Source organism: Methylorubrum populi (genome assembly GCF_002355515.1).
Lineage (GTDB): Bacteria > Pseudomonadota > Alphaproteobacteria > Rhizobiales > Beijerinckiaceae > Methylobacterium > Methylobacterium populi_A.
This window is the reverse complement of sequence record NZ_AP014809.1, coordinates 3,150,740-3,171,710: the sequence shown is the minus strand read 5'-3', so window position 1 is coordinate 3,171,710 and position 20,971 is coordinate 3,150,740. Positions and strand designations below refer to the sequence as shown.

The following is a 20,971-nucleotide window of genomic DNA, read 5'->3' as shown; positions in this document are numbered from 1 at the left end:
GCGCTCAGACCCGCTCCGCGTTGCGAGCGTGGCTGATATGCCGCCCGCCCCCGCCGACGCGGGTCCGTCGAAGTGGCCCCTGGCTCCGGCCAAAACCGGGCTGGCGTGGCTCGGCCGGGTGCTTCTGATCATCGCGGTTCCGCTCACGATCCTTCTCCTGGCGAGCGCGCTCGCCATCGCCATGGTCCGGGTCGGTGGCGACCTGCGTCTCGGCATCGACCCGTTCACCAGTAGCGCGGCCCGCCCGCGCCTGCCGCTCTCTGAAGTTGCCGGCCGCGCCGTCGCAATGGATGCCCTCCGGCAGGTGCTGATGGCACTTCTCGTCGTCGCGCTGGCTGTCCTGGCCTCCGGCGGTGCGTGGCGCCGGCGGCTCGGATTGGCGCGGCCGCTCGAAGCGCGGACGCCGATGCGGCGGCTCTGGCTGCTGCTGCCGCTCTGGCCGCTGATTCACATCGCCTGGGTGACGACCACCGCGGCGGCGCTCCACATGAATTTCGGCAACGGGGTGCGTCTTTCGCCCTTCCTGAGCCCAGTGATGCTCGGCCTGTGGTTCGCCTTCGTCGTTGTGCTAGCCCCGATCGCGGAGGAATTGCTGCTGCGGGGCGAGACCTTCGCCCGGGCCAGCGCCTTCCTCGGGCCGGCGGGAACGATCGTGGCGACGGCGCTGCTCTTCTGCCTCGCCCACGTCTCTCTCGATCCCGGTGCCAAGGGTGCGCTTGCCCGGCCGCTGACCCTGCTGCCGCTGGCGCTCACGCTCGGCTGGCTGCGCTGGCGAACCGGCCGGCTCTGGCCCTGCATCCTGCTCCACGGCTGGAGCAACTTCTGTCTCGTCGCCTACCAACTCGGACCGGGCCTCCTGCGATAGCCGTGCCGTTGCGTAACCAAGCCGTCGGGAAAGGCGGGACGGCGAGGGCACTCGACTCGACATCGGCCCGGGCGACCGCCAGATCTGAGGGGCCATGCGCGCCTATCACGATCTGCTCACCCGCATCCTCTCCGAGGGCGTCCGCAAGGAGGACCGCACCGGCACGGGCACGCTCTCGGTGTTCGGCCACCAGATGCGGTTCGATCTTGCGGACGGCTTTCCCCTGGTGACGACGAAGCAGCTTCACCTGCGCTCGATCATCCACGAGTTGCTGTGGTTCCTGAAGGGCGACACCAACATCGCCTACCTCAAGGAGAATGGCGTCACGATCTGGGACGAGTGGGCCGACGCCAGCGGCGATCTCGGCCCCGTCTACGGCAAGCAGTGGCGCAGCTGGGCCAAGCCGGACGGCGGCACGGTCGATCAGATCGCCTGGGTTCTCGACGAGATTACCCGCAATCCGGATTCGCGCCGGCTGATCGTCTCGGCCTGGAACCCGGCCGACCTCGACCGGATGGCGCTTGCCCCCTGCCACTGCCTGTTCCAGTTCTACGTCGCCGAGGGGCGGCTCTCCTGCCAACTCTACCAGCGCTCGGCCGATGCCTTCCTCGGGGTGCCGTTCAACATCGCGAGCTACGCGCTGCTCACGGCGATGATGGCGCAGGTGACGGGGCTGCAGGCCGGCGATTTCGTCCACACCTTCGGTGACGCGCATCTCTACGCCAACCACCTGGAACAGACCCGGCTCCAGCTCTCGCGCGAGCCCCGCGCCCTGCCCCGGCTGCGCCTGAACCCGGAAGTGCGTTCGCTGTTCGACTTCCGCTTCGAGGACATCGTGATCGAGGGCTACGAACCGCATCCCGCCATCAGGGCGCCGGTGGCCGTCTGATGAAAATCCCCCGCATCTCCCTCGTCGTCGCGCTTGCCCGCAACGGCGTGATCGGCCGCGACAACGATCTCGCGTGGCGAATCTCCAGCGACCTGAAGCGCTTCAAGGCGCTCACCATGGGCAAGCCGATCCTGATGGGCCGCAAGACCTGGGATTCGATCGGCCGTCCCCTGCCCGGCCGGCGCAGCCTCGTCCTGACGCGCGAGCGCGGCCGCACCATCCCCGGCGCGGACGTGGTGCACGATTGGGACGCGGCTCTGGCCGCGGCCGGAGGCGCCGAGCTGATGGTGGTGGGCGGCGCCGAAATCTACAGGCTTGCCCTTCCCCATGCGGACCGGCTGCATCTCACCGAGGTCGATGCCGCACCCGAGGGCGATGCGTACTTTCCGCCCTTCGACCGGAGCGCCTTTCGCGAGACCTTCAGCGAGGCGCACGCCGCCGGTGAGCGCGATGAATTCGCGTTTCGTTTCGTGGATTTGGATCGCATCGCCGATCGCTGATCGCGTCAGCGGCGCTTTGGCCGCAGGGGCCGCAAGAGATTCGTGGCACGGACAGCCGTTGCGGTTGACGGGGTGCGGGCCCACCTGCCAGCCTTGACAGGACCGCGCGGCGCCACTCAGGTGCGCGGCGCCCTTGCGGCACCGCAAACGCCTTCTGGCGCTTAGCGAAACCGGCTCCTCCTGTCCCGTGGCAGGGCGATGACCGGGCGGCGGATCGAGTTTTAGGCAAAAGCCCGCCGCATCCGCGGGGGGCCGGCTTCAGCAGGAGTTCACGTCGAGAATGCCTTGGAGCAATCAGAGCGGCGGCGGAGGTGGCCCCTGGGGCCGTCCCGGCGGCGGCAATGGCGGCGGCCCCTGGGGTGGCGGGGGTGGCGGCAAGACGCCCCCCGATCTCGAGGATCTGCTCCGGCGCGGCCAGGATCGGCTCCGCGGCGTCATGCCGGGCGGAGGCTTCGGCGGTGGCAAGGGAATCCTCGTGGCGGCGGGCCTCGTGCTCAGCGCGTGGCTGCTGACCGGCTTCTACATCGTGAAGCCCAACGAGGTCGGCATCAACACGGTCTTCGGGCGCTACACGAGCCAGTCCGGCGAGGGCCTGCGCTACAACTTCCCCTACCCGATCGGGTCCGTGCAGAAGCCCAACGTCGGCATCGTGAACTCGATTCCGATCGGCTACATCACGACCGGCAGCACCACGCGCCAGCGCGACGTACCGGAAGAGAGCCTGATGCTCACCGGTGACGAGAACATCGTCGATATCGATTTCGAGGTGCAGTGGCGCGTCAATCCGCTCAAGGCGGAAGATTACGTCTTCAACCTCGCCAATCCGGAGGGGACCATCAAGGCCATCTCCGAGAGCGCGATGCGCGAGGTGATCGGCCGCCGCAACATCCAGGCGATCCTGACCAACGAGCAATCCAGCATCTCTCAGGAGGTCAAGGAGATCGTCCAGAGCGCGCTCGACGAGTACGGCGCCGGTGTTCGCATCGAGGTCGTGCAGCTCACCAGCGTCACCCCGCCGCCGGAGGTGCGTCCCGCCTTCATCGACGTGAACGCAGCGCAGCAATACGCCCAGCAGGTGCGCAACGAAGCCGAAACCTATGCCAGCCGCGTCGTTCCCGACGCCCGAGGCAATGCGAGCAAGATCATCCAGGGCGCCGAGGCCTACCGTTCCCAGGCCACGGCCGAGGCGACCGGTCAGGCGTCCCGCTTCCGTCAGGTCTACGATTCCTACAAGGTCGCGCCCGAGGTCATCCGCGAGCGGATCTTCCTGGAGACGATGGAGAGAGTGCTCGGCTCCGTGAACAAGGTCATCATCGATCAGAACGGCGGCGTGGCGGGCGGCGCCAGCGCCGCGGGCGTGCTCCCCGTGCTGCCGTTGCTCGACAGCGGTCGGACGCAGACGAACGGAGCGACCAGCCGATGAACAATCCAGCAATCCGGACCGGCCTGCTTCTCATCGCCGCCGTCGTGGGGATCGGGCTCTACGCCTCGGTCTTCACCGTGGGACAGATGCAGCAGGCGCTCGTGCTTCAGCTCGGCCGCGTGCGCGACGTGCTGAACCCGGTCGGCCAGAACAAGCCCGGCCTCTACTTCAAGGTGCCGTTCACCGACAGCGTCGTCCTGTTCGACAAACGCGTGCTCGATCTCGATCTGCCGGTACAGACCCTGCTCACCGCGGACCGGCAGAACCTCGAAGTGGACGCCTTCGCCCGCTACCGCATCGTCGATCCGCTGAAGTTCTATCAGTCGGTCGGCACGATCGCGCTGGCGAACCAGCGTCTGGCGAGCTTCACCAACTCGGCGCTGCGCAACGTGCTGGCCCGGACCAGCCGCGACGCCATCGTGCGGACCGAGCGCTCCGACCTCATGAACACGATCCAGGAGGACGTGAATCGGCAGGCCAAGGGGCTCGGCATCGAGATCGTCGATCTGCGCATGACCCGCGTCGACCTGCCCGCCAAGAACAGTCAGGCGGTGTATGACCGCATGACCTCCGAGCGGAAGAAGGAGGCGACCGACATCCGCGCCAACGGCGATCAGGCGGCGACGCTGATCCGCGCCAAGGCCGATCGCGACGTCGTCGTGATCCTGGCCGAGGCCAACCAGCAGCAGGAAGAGCTGCGCGGTCAGGGCGACGCGGAAAAGAACCGCATCCTGGCGGAAGCCTTCGGGCAGGACGCGGACTTCTTCGCCTTCTACCGTTCGATGCAGGCCTACGAGCAGTCGCTGAAGGGGCAGGACACGCGACTCGTGGTGAGCCCGAACTCGGACTTCTTCCGCTACTTCAACGATCCGCAGGGCCGCCGCCCGCAGGGCGCCCGCAACGGCGCCGCCCAGCCCACGGCTGCGGGTGCTTCGGCCGGCGATGCGACCACCGGCGCGGTGCGCTGAGCGGCCTGCGACCGATCCGACCGATCCGGCCGGCGCTCTTGATCGAGGGTGCCGGCCGCCGAATTTATATGCCGGCCTGAAACCGGGCACTCTCGGAGCTTGAGGAAACGTCCATGAGACTCGCCGCGAACGCCGTCCGGGGCCGAACGCCGTCGCTTGCCCGGCGCGCCTCATCGGCCCTGGCCGCCGCGGTGCTCGGCCTCACCGTCACGGTCACCGCGCTGCCAATCCCGGCCTTCGCGCGCGGTCCGGAATCGCTCGCCGACCTTGCCGAGAAGGTGACGGACGCCGTGGTGAACATCTCGGCCTCGACGACGGTCGAGGCGAATAGCCGCGGCGGCCGGACCATGCCGCAGCTGCCGCAAGGCACGCCCTTCGAGGATCTCTTCGAGGAATTCTTCAAGCGGCGCGGTCAGGGCGCCCCGAAGGGTGATGACGACAGCTCGCGCGGGCCGACGCGCAAGTCGAACTCGCTGGGCTCGGGCTTCATCATCGACGCGTCGGGCATCGTGGTGACGAACAACCACGTCATCGGCGACGCCAACGACATTCAGGTCATCCTGTCCGACGGCACCAAGCTGAAGGCGGAGATCATCGGCAAGGATTCGAAGATCGATCTCGCCCTGCTGCGGGTGAAGCCGACGGCCGAGCGCCCGCTCAAGGCCGTGCCCTTCGGTGATTCCGACAAGATGCGCCCGGGCGACTGGGTCATGGCGATCGGCAACCCGTTCGGCCTCGGCGGCTCGGTCTCCGCCGGCATCGTCTCGGCCCGCGGCCGCAACATCGAGTCCGGACCCTACGACAACTACATCCAGACGGATGCGGCCATCAACAAGGGCAATTCGGGCGGTCCGCTGTTCAACATGGACGGCGAGGTGATCGGCATCAACACGGCGATTCTTTCGCCCTCGGGCGGCTCGGTCGGCATCGGCTTCGCGGTGCCCTCGGGGACGGCGAGCCAAGTGGTCGATCAGCTCCGGCAGTTCGGCGAGGTGCGCCGCGGCTGGCTCGGCGTGCGCATCCAGAACGTCGACGAGGCCACCGCCGAGGCGCTCGGCCTGAAGGGCGGCGCCAAGGGCGCGCTGGTGGCCGGCGTCGATGAGAAGGGCCCGGCCAAGACCGCGGGCCTCGAAGTCGGGGACGTCATCGTCAAGTTCAACGGCGTGCCGGTGAAGTCGTCGAGCGAGCTGCCCCGCATCGTCGCCGCGACCCCGGTCGGCAAGACCGTGGACGTCCAGATCGTGCGCAAGGGCGAGGAGCAGACGAAGTCGGTCCTCCTCGGCCGCCTGGAGGACGGCGAGAAGACCCAGGTCGCCAACGTCAAGCAGCCGGAGGCGGAATCGGCCAATCGCCAGATCCTCGGCCTCAGCCTGTCCGGTCTCACCGACGAGGCCCGCCGCCGCTACAACATCAAGGAGAGCGTGAAGAGCGGCGTGGTCGTCACCAAGGTCGATCCGAACTCGACCGCCGCCGACAAGCGCATCCAGCCCGGCGAAGTCATCGTCGAGGTCGGCCAGGAGGCGGTGGCGAACCCGACCGACGTGACCAAGCGCGTGGACGCCCTCAAGAAGGAAGGCCGCAAGTCGGTGCTGCTGCTGGTTGCCAGCGCGAGCGGCGACGTGCGCTTCGTTGCCATCGGCCTGGAGTGATCGGGCCTCAACCCCAAAGCTGATCCGTTCGTTGTACTCCTCTCTCCGCCCGCGGAGAGAGGAGTCGATCCGATCAGTTTTGCGTTTACGGCAGCGCCGAAAACCTAAGCGGCGAACTCCGCCGCCGAGTAGCCCTGCAGGTAGAGAAGCGCGGTCAGGTCGCCGTGCTCGATCCGCACGTGGGCGGCCTCGGCCACTTTGGGCTTGGCCCGAAACGCGACACCGAGGCCGGCTTCTGCGAGCATCGGCAGGTCGTTGGCGCCGTCACCGACCGCCATCGTCTCCGCAGCGCCCAGGCCAAGCCGCTCGCGCAGCTCGATGAGGCTCGCCCGCTTGGCTTCCGCGCCGACGATGGGCTCGACCACCTGCCCCGTCAGATGCCCGTCCGCCACGTCGAGTTGGTTGGCACGGGTCTCATCGAAGCCCAGACGGCTGCCGATGGGACCGGTGAACAGGGTGAAGCCGCCGGAGACGAGACAGGCGAAGGCGCCGTGCGCCCGCATCGTCGCGACGAGGGTATGGCCGCCCGGCGTCAGGCGGATCGCGTCGCGGATCAGGCCGTCGATCACGCCGACGGACAGGCCCTTCAGCAGAGCGACCCGCTCCCGCAGGGCCGGCTCGAACGCGATCTCACCGCGCATCGCCCGCTCGGTGATCGCCGCCACCCGATCCTTGATGCCGACGACGTCGGCGAGTTCGTCGATGCATTCCTGTTCGATCATGGTCGAGTCCATGTCGGCCAGGAACAGCCGCTTGCGGCGGTGCTGGTCGTGGGGAAGCACGGCGAGATCGATCGGCTCGGACCCCAGCGCCTCGCGCAGAAGCTCGGTGACAGCGGAAGCCTCGCTCGGCGTCCCCGGGACCAGCAGTTCGGCGGCCACCTCGCCGTGGAGTATCCGTGGCTGGTGCTCGGTTTTCGTCACCCTCCGCGCTTCCGCGAGCACCGCGTCGGTGATGGCGGGCCGGGCCGGGTTTGCTATCAGCGTCGCGACGAGGGTCATGGAGAGCAGCCGTGCGAAGTTCGGACGGGCAGGAAGCAGGGCGCCCGGCCGCCATCCTCATTGCAGGGCCCACCGCCTCGGGCAAGTCGGCGCTGGGGCTGCGCATCGCCCGCGCCTTCGGCGGGACCGTGATCAATACGGATTCGATGCAGGTCTATGCCGACCTGCGCGTGCTCTCTGCCCGACCGACCCCGGAGGAAGAGGCGTCTGCCCCCCACCGCCTCTACGGCAGCGTGGACGGTGCGGTGAATTTCTCCGTCGGTCACTTCCAGCGGCAGGCCGCCACGATCCTCGCAGAATGCGAGGCCGCAAGCCTACCGATCTTCGTCGGCGGCACCGGCTTGTACTTCCGCTCCCTCGACGAGGGCATCTCGGACCTGCCCACGGTGCCGGAGGCGATTCGCGCACAAATCCGGGCGGAGGCGGAGGGGCAGCCGACCGAGTCGCTCCACGCCTCGCTCGCCCTGCGCGACCCTGAGAGCGCGCAGCGTCTGCGCTCCTCGGACCGGATGCGGGTGATGCGGGCCCTCGAGATCTTCGCGGCGACCGGCCGCTCCATCGGCTCGTTCCACGAAGCCCGCTTGCCGGGGCCGCTCGCCGGGCGGCCGCTCCTGAAGATCTTCCTCGCACCGGAGCGCGAGACGCTGCGCCGGCGCATCGATGCGCGCTTCGCGACGATGATGGAACAGGGCGCCCTCGACGAGGTCGCCGCGCTGCGGGAGCGGCGCCTCGACCCGCTGCTGCCGGTGATGCGCGCCCACGGCGTGCCGGGGCTGATCGCTCATCTCGACGGGTCGCTCTCACGCGAGGAGGCGATCCAGCGCGGCCAGGGCGACACCCGCCGCTACGCCAAGCGCCAGTTCACGTGGTTCCGCCACCAGATGGGCGAGGACTGGCACTGGACCACGCCGGAGGCGGCGTGGTCCCTGGCGGAGGCCCGGCTCAGCGCTCCAGCCGGGCGATGAGGGAAGAGGTGTCCCAGCGCTTGCCGCCCATGGCCTCGACCTCGGCGTAGAACTGATCGACCAGCGCCGTGACCGGCAGGCGGGCGCCGTTGCGACGGGACTCGGCGAGCAGGATGCCGAGATCCTTGCGCATCCACTCCACGGCAAAGCCGAAATCGAACTTGTCCGCATTCATGGTGCGGCCGCGATTCTCCATCTGCCAGGAGCCGGCCGCGCCCTTCGAGATCACGTCGAGCACGGTCTCCACATCCAGACCGGCGCGCTTGGCGAAGTGGATCGCCTCGGACAGGCCCTGCACCAGCCCGGCAATGGCGATCTGATTGACCATCTTGGTGAGCTGGCCCGAGCCCGACGGCCCTAGCAGACGGCAGGACTTGGCGTAGGCCATGATGACGGGTTCGACCTCGGCATAGGCCCCCTCGTCGCCGCCGCACATCACGGTGAGCACACCGTTCTCCGCGCCCGCCTGACCGCCGGAGACGGGTGCATCGACGAAGCGCAAGCCGGCCGCATCGGCGGCGGCAGAGAGTTCGCGGGCGACCTCGGCCGAGGCGGTCGTGTGATCGACGAAGACCGCACCCTTCTCCATCCCGGCAAAGGCGCCGTCGTCACCGAGCACCACCGAGCGCAGGTCGTCGTCGTTGCCGACGCAGGCGAAGACGATGGCGCATCCGGCTGCCGCCTCGCGCGGCGTCGCGGCGGCCCGGCCACCATTGGCCGCGACCCAGGCCTCCGCCTTGGCGCCGGTGCGGTTGAAGACGGTAACGTCGTGGCCCTTCTTCGCGAGGTGCCCCGCCATCGGCGAGCCCATTACGCCGAGGCCCAGGAACGCGACTTTCGCCATGGGATTGGTGTCTCCGGTATCGGATCGTCTCGTTCCGTGCTCTAGCCCCGAGCGCGCGACATTCAAAATACCAAGATGGTCAGCGCTGGGGATGGCCGTTGCCGCTGGGTAGCCGGTCGGCTAGGCTCCGCCGAGCGATGCAGGACCGCACCCGAAATCCCTATTCCGGTCTTGCCGACCACGCCTTCTGGGATCGCTCCGTCGGCTCACTACCCCTGTTCGCCCTCGATCCGATGACGGGCCCGTCGGTGCCGGAGGGTTTCCGGCTGACGCGGCAGACCCGGATCGCGACGGCGGGAAGCTGCTTCGCCCAGCACATCGCCGACCGACTCCAGGCCAGCGGCTACCATTATCTGGTCACCGAAGACGCACCCGCGGGCGTGCCGCCGGACGAGGCCCGCAGCCGCGGCTACCGCCTGTTCTCGGCGCGCTACGGCAATGTCTACACCGCGCGCCAACTCCTGCAGCTGATTGAACGCGCGTACGGCCGCTTCACGCCTGCTGATACGGCGTGGGAGCGGCGGGACGGACGCTTCGCCGACCCGTTCCGGCCGCGCATCGAGCCGGCGGGCTTCGCGAGCCCGGACGACGTCGAGGCGGAGCGGCAAGAGCATTTCGCCCGCGTGCGTCAACTTTTCGAAAGCCTCGACGTCTTCGTCTTCACTCTCGGACTGACCGAGGGATGGCAGGCGGAGGCCGACGGTGCGGCATTCCCGCTCTGTCCGGGTGTGGCCGCCGGCACCTTCGATCCGGGGGCTTACGCCTTCCGAAATCAGCCGGTCGAGGAGGTGATCGCGGATCTCGCCGCCTTCGCCGATGCCTTGAAGGCGGTCAATCCGCGGGCGCGCCTGATCCTGACCGTCTCGCCGGTGCCGCTGGTGGCGACCTATGAGGGACGCCACGTTCTGCAATCGACCGTCCACAGCAAGGCGGTGCTCCGGGTCGCCGCGCAGCGTCTGGCCGACACACGCGACGACACGCTCTACTTCCCCTCCTACGAGATCATCACCTCGCCCGAGGGAGCCTTCCGCTATCTCGAGAGCGATCTCAGGTCCGTCAGCAAGGACGGTGTCGATCATGTCATGCGGGTCTTCTTCCGCCATCTCACCGAGGGCGGGGACCGGGACGGCCTCCCCGCCTCCAGCCGCAGCCTGCACGAGGCGCGCCGGGAGTTCGCCCAGCAGGCGGCCGTGGTCTGCGACGAGGAATTGCTGGCAGCCGGAGGCACGCGTCCGTGGCTAGGCGAATCGTCGTCCTCGGCAACAACTGCCAAGTCGCCGTCCTCGCGGGGTGTGTGGGGTTCCTTGCGCAGGATGCTGAGATCGCGTCGGTAGAGCCGGCTACCTTCTCGCAGTTCGACTCGAGCCCCCGGCGGTTGCTCGACGCGGTGAGAAACGCCGACCTGACCGTGTGCTTTCCGTTCGAGGCCGGCCCGTTCGGAGATGTGACGCCCGCACGGGTCCTCGAGACTGCCCGGTTCGTCGTGCCCGTCCCGTCGATCGTCTTCCCGGCCTTCCACCCGGACATCGTCTATATCAGCCACAAGACCGGCCTGTTCGGTTCGCCGATGGGCGATTACCACTCGGCGCTGGTCGTCTACGGTTTCGCCCGCGGCTTCTCGGTCGACGAGATCGTCTCGCTGTTCCGAGCCGAGGTGTTTTCGCGGGTCGGCTACCTCGAGGGCTGGTTCGCGAATCGCGACGCCCTGCTGGCGATGAGCCACGCTCACGGCTGCAATCTCGACCGCCTGTTCGCCGGCTGGATGCGTCGCGGCTGCTTCATGCACACGATCAATCATCCGAAGCTTTTCGTGCTCGCGGATCTCGCCCGCGACGCGCTCCACCGCGCCGGGATTCCCGCCCGGACGGCGGCATGCGAAGATTACCTGCCCGATCCGCTCGGCGGATGCGTCTGGCCGGTCTATCCGGAGATCGCAGCGCGGCTGGGCGTCGCCGGCAGCACGACCTTCAAGCTGCCGCTCGGTGGGCTGAACTTCCTGGTAGATGCCGGCCGCTGCATCGAGCTGCGGGCGATGGTGGAGGGGTCGCTGGCGATCTACGCGCACACGCCGAAAATCCCCGGGCACTGCGATCGCGTCCAGAACTGGCTCGCCGATCCGGACATCCGGGACACGCTGGTCCCGGTCGCGGGGTGAGACCGGTCAGCCGCCGGTCACGCTCATGTGCCGCGGCACGGCCGCCGGGCGGGCGCGTTCGATGACGAAGTCGTGGCCCTTGGGCTTGCGCGAGATCGCCTCGACGACGGCCTGCGTCACCAGGGCGTCGTCGGGCGAGGCGCGCAGGGCGGCGCGCAGATCGGCCGCATCCTCCTGTCCAAGGCACATGTAGAGCTTGCCGGTGCAGGTCAGCCGCACGCGGTTGCAGCTCTCGCAGAAATTATGCGTCAGCGGCGTGATGAAGCCGAGTCGGCCGCCAGTCTCCTCGATCCGCACGTAGCGGGCCGGGCCGCCGGTGCGGTCCGGCAGCGGGGTCAGTGTGTAACGTTGCTCCAGGCGCTCGCGCGCGACCGAGAGCGGCAGAAACTGGTCAGTACGGTCGCCCTCGATCTCACCGAGCGGCATCACCTCGATCAGCGTCATGTCCATGCCGAGGCCGTGGGCCCAGGCGATCATGTCGGCGATCTCGTCCTCGTTGACGCCCTTCAGCGCCACCGCGTTGATCTTGACCTTGATCCCGGCAGCCCGCGCCGCCTCGATGCCGGCGAGCACGACCGACAGGTCGCCGCGCCGGGTGATCTCGCGGAACTTTTGCGGGTCGAGCGTGTCGAGCGAGACGTTGATCCGGCGCACGCCGAGATCGGCCAACTCGGGCGCGAAGCGGGCGAGTTGCGAGCCGTTGGTCGTCAGCGTCAATTCGTCGAGCGCGCCGCTCTTGAGGTGGCGCGACAGCCGGCGGAACAGATGCATGATGTCGCGGCGGACCAGCGGCTCGCCACCGGTGATCCGAAGCTTGCGCACGCCGCGATCGATGAAGACGCCGCAGAGCCGGTCGAGCTCTTCAAGGGTCAACAGATCGCGCTTGGGCAGGAACTGCATGTCCTCCGCCATGCAATAGGCACAGCGGAAATCGCAGCGATCCGTCACCGAGATGCGCAGATAGGTGATCGCCCGCTGGAACGGGTCGATCAGCGGCGCAGGGCGCACAGGCGCAGGCGCGTCTTCAGCGGGACCCCACATGCGCGCCTCTGAACTCGACTCGTGACCGGCCTTGGCGGTTTTGTCGGCTGACAGATCCAACATCGCCATCCATATGAGGGCGGTGGCATTTTCCGGCAAGCACATGCATGCAACGCCGGCATGAGAGCGTGGAACGGATCGTCATGAGTGAGCGCTGGCCCACTGAAATCCGCTTGTCCGGCGACAAGCGCATCCTGACCGTGGCTTTCGACGGGGGCGGTCGCTTCGAACTGCCCGCCGAATACTTGCGCGTTTCGAGTCCTTCCGCGGAGGTTCAAGGCCATTCTCCGGCGGAACGCAAGGTCCTGGGCGGCAAGCGCGACGTCGCAATCCTCTCGGTGGAGCCGGTCGGCAACTATGCCGTGAAGCTGTTCTTCGACGACATGCACGACACCGGCATCTACGGCTGGGACTATCTGTTCGACCTCGGCCGGGAGTACCGGAACCGCTGGTCGACCTATCTGCGCGAGTTGGAGGAGCGCGGTCTCTCGCGCGACCGCGCCGCAAGCGCTCCGGCCAAAGGCAGCCATGGCGGCGGCTGCGGCAGCGGAAGCTGCGGCTGCCACTGAGCGCCGCGAACCGGCGCGGGTCGTCCTCGCGACGACCCGCGGGCCGTTCTAGCTCGGCTGCTCCTCGACTTGGTCGAGGTCCTCGTCGGGAATCGCATCCGGCTGGGGCACCGGAGGATTTCCGGCCGGCGGCTGAGGCGGAGAGGGCGAATCCTCTTTCGGCTTCGGTTCGGCCTCGGATTGCGGCCGCTCACTCTGTCCCGTCACGGCGTTCTCCCACGATGACTCTTCGGCCTGCGCATCCATGCGCCTGCCCGACGTTGCAAAATCCGAGATGAGGTGTTTTCCGAGCGGTTCGGAGGACGGCGGATCTTCGCGTCACGCGGCGCCAGACGTGCTCCACTCCCGCTTCACCTCGTCGGCGCTCCGGTTGAGCCGGACCTGATCGCCCTCGACGGCGATGACGAAATCGAGCGGGATGTAGTGGTGAAGGCCGCCGGCGTCGGAATCGCTCTTCGTCAGCTTGATCTCGCCCTTCGCGACGTGATCGACCGTTCCGACATGTCCGCCGTCCGAACCGAGGACGGTGGCGTGCTCGCGGATCTGGCTGGCATCGACCATGGCTGCTCTCCCTGTTGAGCGGAGCCAACCGGTTGCTCGGATGCAGGTTCCGCAGCCCGGTCCGCCCGCTCCGGGAGGACGACCTGCGACCGTTCGGCATTGAACCATCCGCTCGCACCGCCGTTGCCGTGCGAGATCAACGGAACGAGCGGAAAGCAGCGCATGGCGGCCACCGACACCCAGCACCGCATCGGCCAGGACGTGAACACGGTCGATCAACTCAGCAGCGTCGTCATCCTGGGCCTCGCCGTTGCCGGCGGTGCCGCCGCCATCGTGCTCAGCCTGCTTCTGATCGGCTGACGCAAGCCTCCTTCAACCCGAGCAAAACGAGAAGGGCCGGCATTCCTGCCGGCCCTTCTCGTTGCGCGTCGTCGAAACGATCAGCGCTGGACGACGACCCGGGCGCCGACCTTCACGCGGCTGTAGAGGTCCGTCACGTCCTCGTTGGTCATGCGGATGCAGCCCGAGGAGACGGCAGTCCCGATCGTTTCCGGCTCGTTGGAGCCGTGGATGCGGTAGATCGTGTTGCCGAGATACATGGCGCGGGCGCCGAGCGGATTCTCGATGCCGCCCTTCATGTAGCGCGGCAGATCGGGGCGGCGGCGCAGCATTTCGGCCGGCGGGCGCCAATCCGGCCATTCACGCTTCATCGTAACGGTCTGGCTGCCGCCCCAGGTAAAACCGGGCCGGCCGACGCCGACGCCGTAACGGAGGGCCTCGCCACCGGGCTGGATGAGGTAGAGCCGACGCTCGGTGGTCGAGACCACGATGGTGCCGGGCGTGTAGGGGCCGGAATAGGGCACCGTCTGGCGCGGGATCGCCGTCATCTGCGGTACCGCGGAGGCGAGCGGATCTGCCGCCGCGCCCGGCGTGCCGGGGACGTCGGCCGGCAGGGCCGCATTGGCCGTCGGCAGCGCGTTCTGCGGGCGAACGCGCACCGTCAGGACGTCGCTCAGAGGCTGACGGGTAAGCGGGTCGATCTCATAGGCAGCAGCGGGGCTTGCCAGCGCGACCGTCGCGCAGGCAAGCCCGCCCAGGGCAACGACGAAACGGCGCATCAGGGCCTCTCGGGGCAGGCGAAGAACAGGGGACGCGGTGGAAGAACCGCCGCACGATGCCGTGCGGACCCTCGCCAACGCGTAAACGCTCGCCGTCCAAAGCCAAGCTTGATTTGCGGTGCGGTACCGCTTCGGCCGTGTTCGTGACTACGTGGCCACACTGTGGCAGCTTGGCCGTGAGCACAAGGATCATCGTCGTCGGATGGACCCCCCCCTCAGCCGTGGGCAGGACCGGGTGAAGCGACCTGATGGGGACGCAGGTGCCTACGGCGACGATCTCGGACGGCGTGGACGCCCCGCAGACCACGGGCCAGACGGGTCTCGACAGGCGCCGACGCCCATTCCGCGAGGCATCCTCGCACGGCCGTTGTAACGGACCGAAGCGAGCGGGACCGCCCGAATGCGCTTCGCAGCGGCCGACCTTTCCGTCGCCGAGGAGGAAGCGGTGATGGGATGGGCAGGCGCTCCGGCACCACCGGAGGCGGACGCACTCGACGCCCGACAGCCGCTAAGCCGCGTCGAGACCCAGATCGATAATCGCCGAACTATGGGTGATCCAGCCGACCGAGATCAGATCGACGCCCGATGCCGCGACCGCGCCGACGGTCTCCCGATTGATCCGGCCCGAGGCCTCGGTGACGGCGCGACCATCGACCATCGCTACGGCCTGACGCAGGGTATCAGGGCTCATATTGTCGAGCAGCACCGCGTCGGCACCGACCGAAAGCGCCTCTTCCAGCTGCGCCAGCGTATCGACCTCGACTTCGATCTTTACGAGGTGACCGGTTCTCGCCCGCGCCCGCTCGATGGCCGGGATGATGCCGCCCGCCACCGCGACGTGGTTGTCCTTGATCAGCACCGCGTCGTCGAGGCCGAAACGGTGATTCGAACCGCCGCCCGCGCGCACGGCGTGCTTCTCCAGCGCCCGCAGGCCCGGGGTGGTCTTGCGGGTGCAGACGATCCGCGCCTTGCCGTGCGGCCGCGCCGCCTCGACCAGGGAGGCCGTCGCCGTGGCCACGCCGCTCAGGCGGCAGAGCAGGTTGAGGGCGACGCGCTCGGCGGTCAGCACGGCGCGAGCCGGGCCGGACAGGCGGATCACCGTGTCGCCCGGCGCGACCCGGGTTCCATCGGGCCGCTCGACCGCGACCGACAGACTCGGGTCGATCAGCGCGAACGCGATGGCGGCGGCATCCGTGCCGGCGATCACCCCATCCTGCCTGGAGGCGATGACAGCCTCCATGCGCTCGCCCGCCGGGACGATGGCGTCCGTGGTGATATCGCCGGCCCGTCCGAGATCTTCGAGGAGGGCTGCCCGCACCACCGGCTCCACGAGGAGGCGCGGCAGCGGCAGCAGGACGTCGTCAGGCATCGGTGAGTTCCTGAAGCGCGGGAGCGTCCGCCGCCGCGGGCGTGACTACGGAGTGCCGGGCCGGAAGCTGGCCAGGGAAATCGCTTCGCCAATGTGCGCCGCGGCTCTCGCATCGGGCGCGTGCGGCGCGGGCGATCATCAGGCCGGTGGCGGCCGAATCGGAGCCGCTCTCGGACAGATCGGTGAGCCGCGCTACGGCCCGTGACAGGCTCGCCTCGTCGCGCACCACGCCGACGCAGCGTTCCATGATGCCGCGGATCCCGCTCAGCACCGCGGCGTCCTCCGTCCGGATCTCCGGCAGCGGCACCGGACGGTCGGCACCGGCAGAAGCGGGTGCGTCTCCGATCGACTCGGCGATGCGGGGCGCGAAGGCCAGGGCTTCGAGGAGCGAATTGCTGGCGAGACGGTTGGCGCCGTGCAGCCCGGTCGAGGAGACCTCGCCGCAGGCCCAGAGACCGGGGACGGTGCTGCGGCCGGCCTCGTCCACGAGGATGCCGCCCATGTGGTAGTGTGCCGCCGGTCGAACCGGGATCGGCTGCAGCGCAGGATCGATGCCGGCCTCGGCGCAGAGCGCGGCGACCGTGGGGAAGCGCCGGGACATGCTCTCGCCGAGAGCACCGCGGGCATCGAGATAGACGGTGCGGCCGCGGGCGAGCGCCTGGAAGATGCCGCGTGCCACGACGTCGCGCGGGGCGAGGTCGCCGCCTTCGATGCCGGCCATCACGGGCGCGCCGGACTCGTCGATCAGCGTCGCACCCTCACCGCGCAGGGCCTCGGTGGCGAGCGGCATCGGATCGCGGCCCGCAGCGATGGCGGTGGGGTGGAACTGCACAAATTCGAGATCGCGCAAGGCGGCGCCAGCCCGTGCGCCGGCAAGCAGGCCGCGCCCGAGGGCGCCGCGCGGATTGGTGGTCGAGGCGTAGAGCGCCCCGACGCCGCCGGTCGCCAGCACGACCGCGCGGGCGGGCAGGCGGAAGGCGACGCCGTCCCGCTCGCACACGACGCCGCGCACGCGGCCATCGGCATCCTGCATCAATCCGTGAAGGCCGGCGACGAGGGTCTCGATCGACGGGGTCGCCTGGGCGGCGCGCACGAGCGCGTCGAGCATGGTCCGACCGGTCGAGTCGCCTCGCGCCCGGACGATGCGGCGGCGGCTGTGGGCAGCCTCCAGCCCGAGCGCCAGCGCGCCGTCCGGCTCGCGATCGAAACCGGTGCCGAGGGCGACGAGCCAATCGATGAGAGCAGGCCCAGCTTCCGCGACGCGAAGCGCCACGTCCCGTTCGGTCAGCCCGGCGCCCGCGGCGAGCGTATCCTCCGCGTGCAGCGACGGCGCATCGTCCAAGCCCATCGCGGCGGCGATGCCGCCCTGGGCCCAGCCCGTGGCCGTACCCGTCCCGAGTGGCGCGGCGGTGATGAGGGTGACCGGTCGCGGCGCGAGCCGCAGGGCGGTGGCGAGCCCCGCCACCCCGGCGCCGACCACGATCACCCGGTCGGCAGGGCTCCGGGCGACGATGCTCATCAGGCGGCCTGTCGGGGCGAGACGGTCTGGGTCGGCTTGACCGCGAGCATCCGCTCGACGGCACGGCTCGCCCGTTCGGCCAGTTCCTCCTCGACAACGATCTCGTGCGTCATCGTCTCCAGCGACTGGCGGATGTTGCGCAGGCTGATCCGCTTCATGTGCGGGCAGAGGTTGCAGGGCTTGATGAACTCGATGTCGGGATTGGCCACCGCGATGTTGTCGGCCATCGAGCACTCCGTCACGAGCACGACCTGGGACGGCCGCTTCTCGGTGACGTAGTTCATCATCATCGCCGTCGAACCGGAAAAGTCCGACGCTTCGACCACCTCCGGCGGGCATTCGGGATGGGCGATGACGGTGATGCCGGGATAGCTTTCACGCACGTCAGCGATGTCGGCCGGCGTGAAGCGCTCGTGCACCTCGCAGTGCCCGGCCCAGGTCAGCAGTTCGACTTCCGGCACCTGCTGCTGGACGTTGCGGGCGAGGAACTCGTCGGGGATCATCAGAACCCGCGGCACGCCGAGCGCGCGCACCACGTCGGCGGCGTTGCCGGAGGTGCAGCACACGTCCGACTCCGCCTTCACCGCCGCCGAGGTGTTGACGTAGGTCACGACCGGCACGCCGGGATACCGAGCCCGCAGCGCCCGCACGTCGGCGGCGGTGATCGAGTCGGCCAGCGAGCAGCCGGCGGCCATATCGGGCATCAGCACGGTCTTGCCGGGATTCAGGAGCTTGGCGGTCTCGGCCATGAAGTGGACACCGGCCAGCACGATCACGTCCGCATCCACGCGCGCCGCTTCACGAGCAAGCGCGAGGCTGTCGCCGACGATATCCGCCACGGTGTGGAAGATCTCGGGCGCCTGATAATTGTGGGCCAGAACCACCGCGTTCCGCTCGCGTTTCAGGCGCAGGATCGCCTCGACGTCGGGCGCGAGCGCCGGCCACTCGATGGCAGGCACGTGACGGCTCACGCGCTCGTAGAGCTCGGGCAACGGGAAAGCCCGTCCGGCCGGCTCGCGAAGGGCGGATCCTGCCTCGGACATCGCGGTCTCCTTTATGCTCAAAGTGAGCATTGTGCCGCCTAACTTAGGGGGCGCGACCCGCCTTGTCCAGATATGCTGAGAGTGAGCATAACATTTTTGCGACGCAAACCTTTTGCTGCGGTTGCACACGCCGCCCGAGGGGCGGCACGGAGCTGGCGGTTTCGCCTACTCCAACGACTATTCGAGTTATCAATTGTTATTCAGTCGAAGCACGCAAAGCATCGAGACAATGACCTAAAGCTAATTTTAACTCGCACATGCCTATCATCTTAGACGCCGACGTAGAGAGTTTCCGCCCAATCACCGGTCAACCAGAAGGCGAGCACAGGGGCTCGATCGTGACTGTTCTGGGCATGGCTCTCTAGAAAAAGCGGCAGAGAAGGATCGGGGGCCCCTAGAACCATGCTTTCGCTCAAGCTCGGCCGCAGTGCCGGATCGTCCGCACCTGTCACGTCCGATCTTCCGGCAACCCACCCTTCCGACGAGATCCGTCTGATCGGCGCGCTCAAGCGCTTGGCCGATCGTGCCGCGCTCGACGCCTCCGCCATGCCCGACAACGCCGTGGGCGCGGCTCTGGGCGATCTTGAGCGTGCCCAGCATCACGGGCTGAGGACCGAGCGCAGCAACATCGCCGCCATCGCCAAGGAAGCCTCGGAAGGCGCGATCAACATCGGCTGGACAACCTACGATGTTGGCGAGGTGGCGCAGGCCACGCAGACGATCGCGAGCGCCATCGAAGAAATGGGCGCATCCATCGCCGAAGTCGCCGAGACCTCGGAGGCTGCCGGCTCCAGCGCCGCGCAGGCACGCGAGGCGATGACCGCCTGCATGTCCGATGTCGGCAATGCCCGCTCGGCCATGGATTCGATCCGTGACCGCACTCACCAGATCGACGAGCGGCTTCAGCTTCTCCAGAACGCGATCGCCGAGATCGGCACGATGGCGGGTACCATCGCCACGATCTCGAGCCAGACGAACCTCCTCGCGCTCAACGCCACGATCGAAGCCGCCCGCGCTGGCGAGGCGGGCCGCGGCTTCTCCGTCGTTGCGGCCGAGGTGAAATCGCTCTCCGGGCAGACCGCCCGCTCGACCGAGCAGATCCGCACCTGGCTCCACACGCTTCAGGGTGAAATGAGCCAGATCGCTCGCGCCGTCGAAGAGAGCCGGGCCGCCGTCTCGACCGGCAGCTCCGTCGTCGACAGCCTCGGGACCCGCGTCGAGGGGGCAGCCGAGCGGATCGCGCGCACGAGCGAAATGAACGCGGCTCTGGCTGCGGCCATCACGCAGCAGAGCAGTGCAACGGCGGAGATTTCCAGCAGCGTCCAGAACATCGCCACCAAGGCGGCCAAGACCCGCACCGAAATCGACAGCATCACGAAGCGCCTCGTCAAAGCGGAAACCCTGGCGCAGGCCGCGCTCGCCGAAGCCGGCGGTCTCGACCTCTACGAGTTGGTGCGTCTGCCCGCCGATCTCGGCCTGTGGAAGCGGGGGCTCGCGACGATTCTGCTCGGCGCCGCGCCCGCCGATCCGGCCACTGCGGTGCTTCGCAACCGCGCCGCCCGTCAGACCGTACAGGTGCTGGCCGCGGACCCCGCGCGCCGGTTCGCAGCGGAGGCCTTCCTGAAGGCCGATGCGACGGCTCACGAGGAGGCCGAGCGCATGGTCAAGGCGATCGCCCAGAACAACTGGGACGTCGGAACGCCGGCCTATCAGGCTGCGAACGCGGCGATGAAGGACATGGCCAAGGCCGCCGCCCAGCTCATCGAGGCGAAGTGAGCCGCGAGCCGCTGGCGAGGCGATCGTCGTGAGGCCGCTCCTGCCGCAGGGCAGGCGCGGCCCCGGCCGCGCTCAGGCGGCCTCGTCGTCATCAAGCGTCGGATCACCGGTCCAGGCGGTGGCGAAGGCGGCCAGGTGGCGCGCGTCGGAGAAGGCGAGCACCGTCACGGTGCGCTCCACCGGAGGGGCACCGGGATAGGGCGCGAGCATCACCGTCTCCTGCGACAGGCGGGCATCGGGTGCATTGGCATCGAGCCACGCCTTCGCCTCCAGCGTCAGCGTCACCGGATCGGCGAGCGCCCGTGAATCCGAGCGGAGCACGATGATCGTCGTGCCGAGCGCCGGATTGGCGTCCTGGATCTGCTTGATGATGTCGATCATCAGCCTCTCACTTCCGATGCCGCGAAATCGCTGAGCTGCACCGTCGGCTGCGTGTCGGTGAAGTTCGGAATATCCCCGAAGATCTCCGAACCGTCCGCGGTCGCCGCCGCCTTGAAGGCGTCGGCGGATTCGAAGCGCAACAGCGCCACCACCTGATAGGGCGGCGCACCGCCATCCGGCGTGCCGATGCCCTTCACGACCGTGTAGTCGTGCAGGCCCTTGGAGGTCCAGCGTTCGCTGACCAGCGGCATGTGCTTCTTGAGATAGTAGTCCATGTCGAAGCGGGTGCCGGCGCCGCTCGGATACATAACGCTGACGAGGATCATGGCGTCTCCTTCCGCCGGCTTCTCCTTGGGCCGGCGGAACGGGAACATGACGCACCGGACCGCCGGATC

General features: G+C 68.5%; 22 protein-coding genes. 12 read left to right on the top strand and 10 right to left on the bottom strand.

What is annotated here, in order from left to right:
* Positions 1–37 precede the first annotated feature (37 nt).
* From MPPM_RS14575 to MPPM_RS14550, 6 genes are all read left to right on the top strand, one after another.
* Complete coding sequence (locus tag MPPM_RS14575) at positions 38–865, top strand: CPBP family intramembrane glutamic endopeptidase (RefSeq protein ID WP_096485644.1); 828 nt, start codon at positions 38–40, stop codon at positions 863–865.
* A gap of 94 nt (positions 866–959) precedes the next feature.
* Positions 960–1,754, top strand: a complete 795-nt coding sequence (locus MPPM_RS14570) for a thymidylate synthase (protein WP_096485643.1) — start codon at positions 960–962, stop codon at positions 1,752–1,754.
* Positions 1,754–2,254, top strand: coding sequence for a dihydrofolate reductase (locus tag MPPM_RS14565; RefSeq protein ID WP_096485642.1), 501 nt, complete (start codon positions 1,754–1,756; stop codon positions 2,252–2,254). The genes MPPM_RS14570 and MPPM_RS14565 overlap by 1 nt, the downstream gene beginning before the upstream one ends.
* A 280-nt stretch (positions 2,255–2,534) precedes the next feature.
* On the top strand, positions 2,535–3,677 hold the full coding sequence (hflK, locus tag MPPM_RS14560) for an FtsH protease activity modulator HflK (RefSeq protein WP_096485641.1): 1,143 nt from the start codon (positions 2,535–2,537) through the stop codon (positions 3,675–3,677).
* Positions 3,674–4,645: a protease modulator HflC gene (gene hflC, locus MPPM_RS14555; RefSeq protein ID WP_096485640.1), complete on the top strand. Its 972-nt coding sequence runs from the start codon at positions 3,674–3,676 to the stop codon at positions 4,643–4,645. The genes hflK and hflC overlap by 4 nt, the downstream gene beginning before the upstream one ends.
* A gap of 113 nt (positions 4,646–4,758) precedes the next feature.
* Complete coding sequence (locus MPPM_RS14550; protein ID WP_096485639.1) at positions 4,759–6,294, top strand: DegQ family serine endoprotease; 1,536 nt, start codon at positions 4,759–4,761, stop codon at positions 6,292–6,294.
* A 104-nt stretch (positions 6,295–6,398) separates the two neighbouring features.
* On the opposite strand, the gene serB is transcribed toward MPPM_RS14550, so the two are convergent.
* Positions 6,399–7,295, bottom strand: coding sequence for a phosphoserine phosphatase SerB (gene serB / locus MPPM_RS14545; RefSeq protein ID WP_096485638.1), 897 nt, complete (start codon positions 7,293–7,295; stop codon positions 6,399–6,401).
* A gap of 11 nt (positions 7,296–7,306) precedes the next feature.
* On the opposite strand from serB, the gene miaA reads away from it, so the two are divergent.
* Positions 7,307–8,260, top strand: a complete 954-nt coding sequence (miaA, locus tag MPPM_RS14540; RefSeq protein WP_096485637.1) for a tRNA (adenosine(37)-N6)-dimethylallyltransferase MiaA — start codon at positions 7,307–7,309, stop codon at positions 8,258–8,260.
* Here miaA and MPPM_RS14535 read toward each other — a convergent pair.
* Positions 8,238–9,104 (bottom strand): NAD(P)-dependent oxidoreductase, encoded by an 867-nt coding sequence (locus MPPM_RS14535; RefSeq protein WP_096485636.1) that lies wholly within the window; start codon positions 9,102–9,104, stop codon positions 8,238–8,240. The genes miaA and MPPM_RS14535 overlap by 23 nt on opposite strands.
* Positions 9,105–9,241: 137 nt before the next feature.
* On the opposite strand from MPPM_RS14535, the gene MPPM_RS14530 reads away from it, so the two are divergent.
* Positions 9,242–10,438 carry a GSCFA domain-containing protein gene (locus MPPM_RS14530; protein WP_096485635.1) on the top strand — a complete coding sequence of 399 codons (1,197 nt, stop codon included), beginning with the start codon at positions 9,242–9,244 and terminating at the stop codon, positions 10,436–10,438.
* Positions 10,339–11,259, top strand: coding sequence for a WcbI family polysaccharide biosynthesis putative acetyltransferase (locus MPPM_RS14525; protein ID WP_096485634.1), 921 nt, complete (start codon positions 10,339–10,341; stop codon positions 11,257–11,259). The genes MPPM_RS14530 and MPPM_RS14525 overlap by 100 nt, the downstream gene beginning before the upstream one ends.
* Before the next feature lie 6 nt (positions 11,260–11,265).
* On the opposite strand, the gene moaA is transcribed toward MPPM_RS14525, so the two are convergent.
* Complete coding sequence (gene moaA, locus MPPM_RS14520) at positions 11,266–12,300, bottom strand: GTP 3',8-cyclase MoaA (protein ID WP_096487859.1); 1,035 nt, start codon at positions 12,298–12,300, stop codon at positions 11,266–11,268.
* A gap of 143 nt (positions 12,301–12,443) precedes the next feature.
* Between moaA and MPPM_RS14515 the strand changes: the two genes are divergently transcribed.
* The gene (locus MPPM_RS14515; protein WP_096487858.1) at positions 12,444–12,869 is read left to right on the top strand and encodes a gamma-butyrobetaine hydroxylase family protein; all 426 of its coding nucleotides are present in this window, start codon (positions 12,444–12,446) and stop codon (positions 12,867–12,869) included.
* 318 nt (positions 12,870–13,187) lie between these two features.
* Here MPPM_RS14515 and MPPM_RS14505 read toward each other — a convergent pair whose 3' ends face one another.
* Positions 13,188–13,430 (bottom strand): DUF2171 domain-containing protein, encoded by a 243-nt coding sequence (locus MPPM_RS14505; RefSeq protein WP_096485632.1) that lies wholly within the window; start codon positions 13,428–13,430, stop codon positions 13,188–13,190.
* A gap of 162 nt (positions 13,431–13,592) precedes the next feature.
* Here MPPM_RS14505 and MPPM_RS28535 point away from each other — a divergent pair, with 162 nt between their 5' ends.
* Positions 13,593–13,730: a hypothetical protein gene (locus MPPM_RS28535; RefSeq protein WP_017485919.1), complete on the top strand. Its 138-nt coding sequence runs from the start codon at positions 13,593–13,595 to the stop codon at positions 13,728–13,730.
* Between the two features lie 80 nt (positions 13,731–13,810).
* Here MPPM_RS28535 and MPPM_RS14500 read toward each other — a convergent pair whose 3' ends face one another.
* The 4 genes from MPPM_RS14500 to nadA form a co-directional block, all read right to left on the bottom strand.
* Positions 13,811–14,488, bottom strand: a complete 678-nt coding sequence (locus MPPM_RS14500; protein WP_096485631.1) for a L,D-transpeptidase — start codon at positions 14,486–14,488, stop codon at positions 13,811–13,813.
* A gap of 508 nt (positions 14,489–14,996) precedes the next feature.
* The gene (nadC, locus tag MPPM_RS14495) at positions 14,997–15,857 is read right to left on the bottom strand and encodes a carboxylating nicotinate-nucleotide diphosphorylase (protein ID WP_096485630.1); all 861 of its coding nucleotides are present in this window, start codon (positions 15,855–15,857) and stop codon (positions 14,997–14,999) included.
* The gene (locus MPPM_RS14490) at positions 15,850–17,376 is read right to left on the bottom strand and encodes an L-aspartate oxidase (protein ID WP_096485629.1); all 1,527 of its coding nucleotides are present in this window, start codon (positions 17,374–17,376) and stop codon (positions 15,850–15,852) included. The genes nadC and MPPM_RS14490 overlap by 8 nt, the downstream gene beginning before the upstream one ends.
* The gene (gene nadA, locus MPPM_RS14485; protein ID WP_096485628.1) at positions 17,376–18,419 is read right to left on the bottom strand and encodes a quinolinate synthase NadA; all 1,044 of its coding nucleotides are present in this window, start codon (positions 18,417–18,419) and stop codon (positions 17,376–17,378) included. The genes MPPM_RS14490 and nadA overlap by 1 nt, the downstream gene beginning before the upstream one ends.
* Positions 18,420–18,821: 402 nt before the next feature.
* Here nadA and MPPM_RS14480 point away from each other — a divergent pair, with 402 nt between their 5' ends.
* Positions 18,822–20,195, top strand: a complete 1,374-nt coding sequence (locus MPPM_RS14480; protein ID WP_096485627.1) for a methyl-accepting chemotaxis protein — start codon at positions 18,822–18,824, stop codon at positions 20,193–20,195.
* Between the two features lie 72 nt (positions 20,196–20,267).
* On the opposite strand, the gene MPPM_RS14475 is transcribed toward MPPM_RS14480, so the two are convergent.
* Together MPPM_RS14475 and MPPM_RS14470 are read right to left on the bottom strand one after the other, a co-directional pair.
* Entirely contained in the window at positions 20,268–20,576 is a 309-nt protein-coding gene (locus tag MPPM_RS14475; RefSeq protein WP_096485626.1) for a hypothetical protein, read from the bottom strand.
* A complete protein-coding gene (locus MPPM_RS14470) occupies positions 20,576–20,902 on the bottom strand; it encodes an EthD family reductase (protein WP_096487857.1) in 327 nt (108 codons plus the stop codon). Before MPPM_RS14470 ends, MPPM_RS14475 begins: the two co-directional genes overlap by 1 nt.
* Positions 20,903–20,971: the final 69 nt, after the last annotated feature.

Bases quoted from the DNA above. Each gene is read 5' to 3' on its own strand.
- MPPM_RS14575 (WP_096485644.1), top strand. From the start codon at position 38: ATGCCGCCCGCCCCCGCCGACGCGGGTCCGTCGAAGTGGCCCCTGGCT.
- MPPM_RS14570 (WP_096485643.1), top strand. From the start codon at position 960: ATGCGCGCCTATCACGATCTGCTCACCCGCATCCTCTCCGAGGGCGTC.
- MPPM_RS14565 (WP_096485642.1), top strand. From the start codon at position 1,754: ATGAAAATCCCCCGCATCTCCCTCGTCGTCGCGCTTGCCCGCAACGGC.
- hflK (WP_096485641.1), top strand. From the start codon at position 2,535: ATGCCTTGGAGCAATCAGAGCGGCGGCGGAGGTGGCCCCTGGGGCCGT.
- hflC (WP_096485640.1), top strand. From the start codon at position 3,674: ATGAACAATCCAGCAATCCGGACCGGCCTGCTTCTCATCGCCGCCGTC.
- MPPM_RS14550 (WP_096485639.1), top strand. From the start codon at position 4,759: ATGAGACTCGCCGCGAACGCCGTCCGGGGCCGAACGCCGTCGCTTGCC.
- serB (WP_096485638.1), bottom strand. From the start codon at position 7,295: ATGACCCTCGTCGCGACGCTGATAGCAAACCCGGCCCGGCCCGCCATC.
- MPPM_RS14535 (WP_096485636.1), bottom strand. From the start codon at position 9,104: ATGGCGAAAGTCGCGTTCCTGGGCCTCGGCGTAATGGGCTCGCCGATG.
- MPPM_RS14530 (WP_096485635.1), top strand. From the start codon at position 9,242: ATGCAGGACCGCACCCGAAATCCCTATTCCGGTCTTGCCGACCACGCC.
- moaA (WP_096487859.1), bottom strand. From the start codon at position 12,300: ATGTGGGGTCCCGCTGAAGACGCGCCTGCGCCTGTGCGCCCTGCGCCG.
- MPPM_RS14515 (WP_096487858.1), top strand. From the start codon at position 12,444: ATGAGTGAGCGCTGGCCCACTGAAATCCGCTTGTCCGGCGACAAGCGC.
- MPPM_RS14505 (WP_096485632.1), bottom strand. From the start codon at position 13,430: ATGGTCGATGCCAGCCAGATCCGCGAGCACGCCACCGTCCTCGGTTCG.
- MPPM_RS28535 (WP_017485919.1), top strand. From the start codon at position 13,593: ATGGCGGCCACCGACACCCAGCACCGCATCGGCCAGGACGTGAACACG.
- MPPM_RS14500 (WP_096485631.1), bottom strand. From the start codon at position 14,488: ATGCGCCGTTTCGTCGTTGCCCTGGGCGGGCTTGCCTGCGCGACGGTC.
- nadC (WP_096485630.1), bottom strand. From the start codon at position 15,857: ATGCCTGACGACGTCCTGCTGCCGCTGCCGCGCCTCCTCGTGGAGCCG.
- MPPM_RS14490 (WP_096485629.1), bottom strand. From the start codon at position 17,376: ATGAGCATCGTCGCCCGGAGCCCTGCCGACCGGGTGATCGTGGTCGGC.
- nadA (WP_096485628.1), bottom strand. From the start codon at position 18,419: ATGTCCGAGGCAGGATCCGCCCTTCGCGAGCCGGCCGGACGGGCTTTC.
- MPPM_RS14480 (WP_096485627.1), top strand. From the start codon at position 18,822: ATGCTTTCGCTCAAGCTCGGCCGCAGTGCCGGATCGTCCGCACCTGTC.
- MPPM_RS14475 (WP_096485626.1), bottom strand. From the start codon at position 20,576: ATGATCGACATCATCAAGCAGATCCAGGACGCCAATCCGGCGCTCGGC.
- MPPM_RS14470 (WP_096487857.1), bottom strand. From the start codon at position 20,902: ATGATCCTCGTCAGCGTTATGTATCCGAGCGGCGCCGGCACCCGCTTC.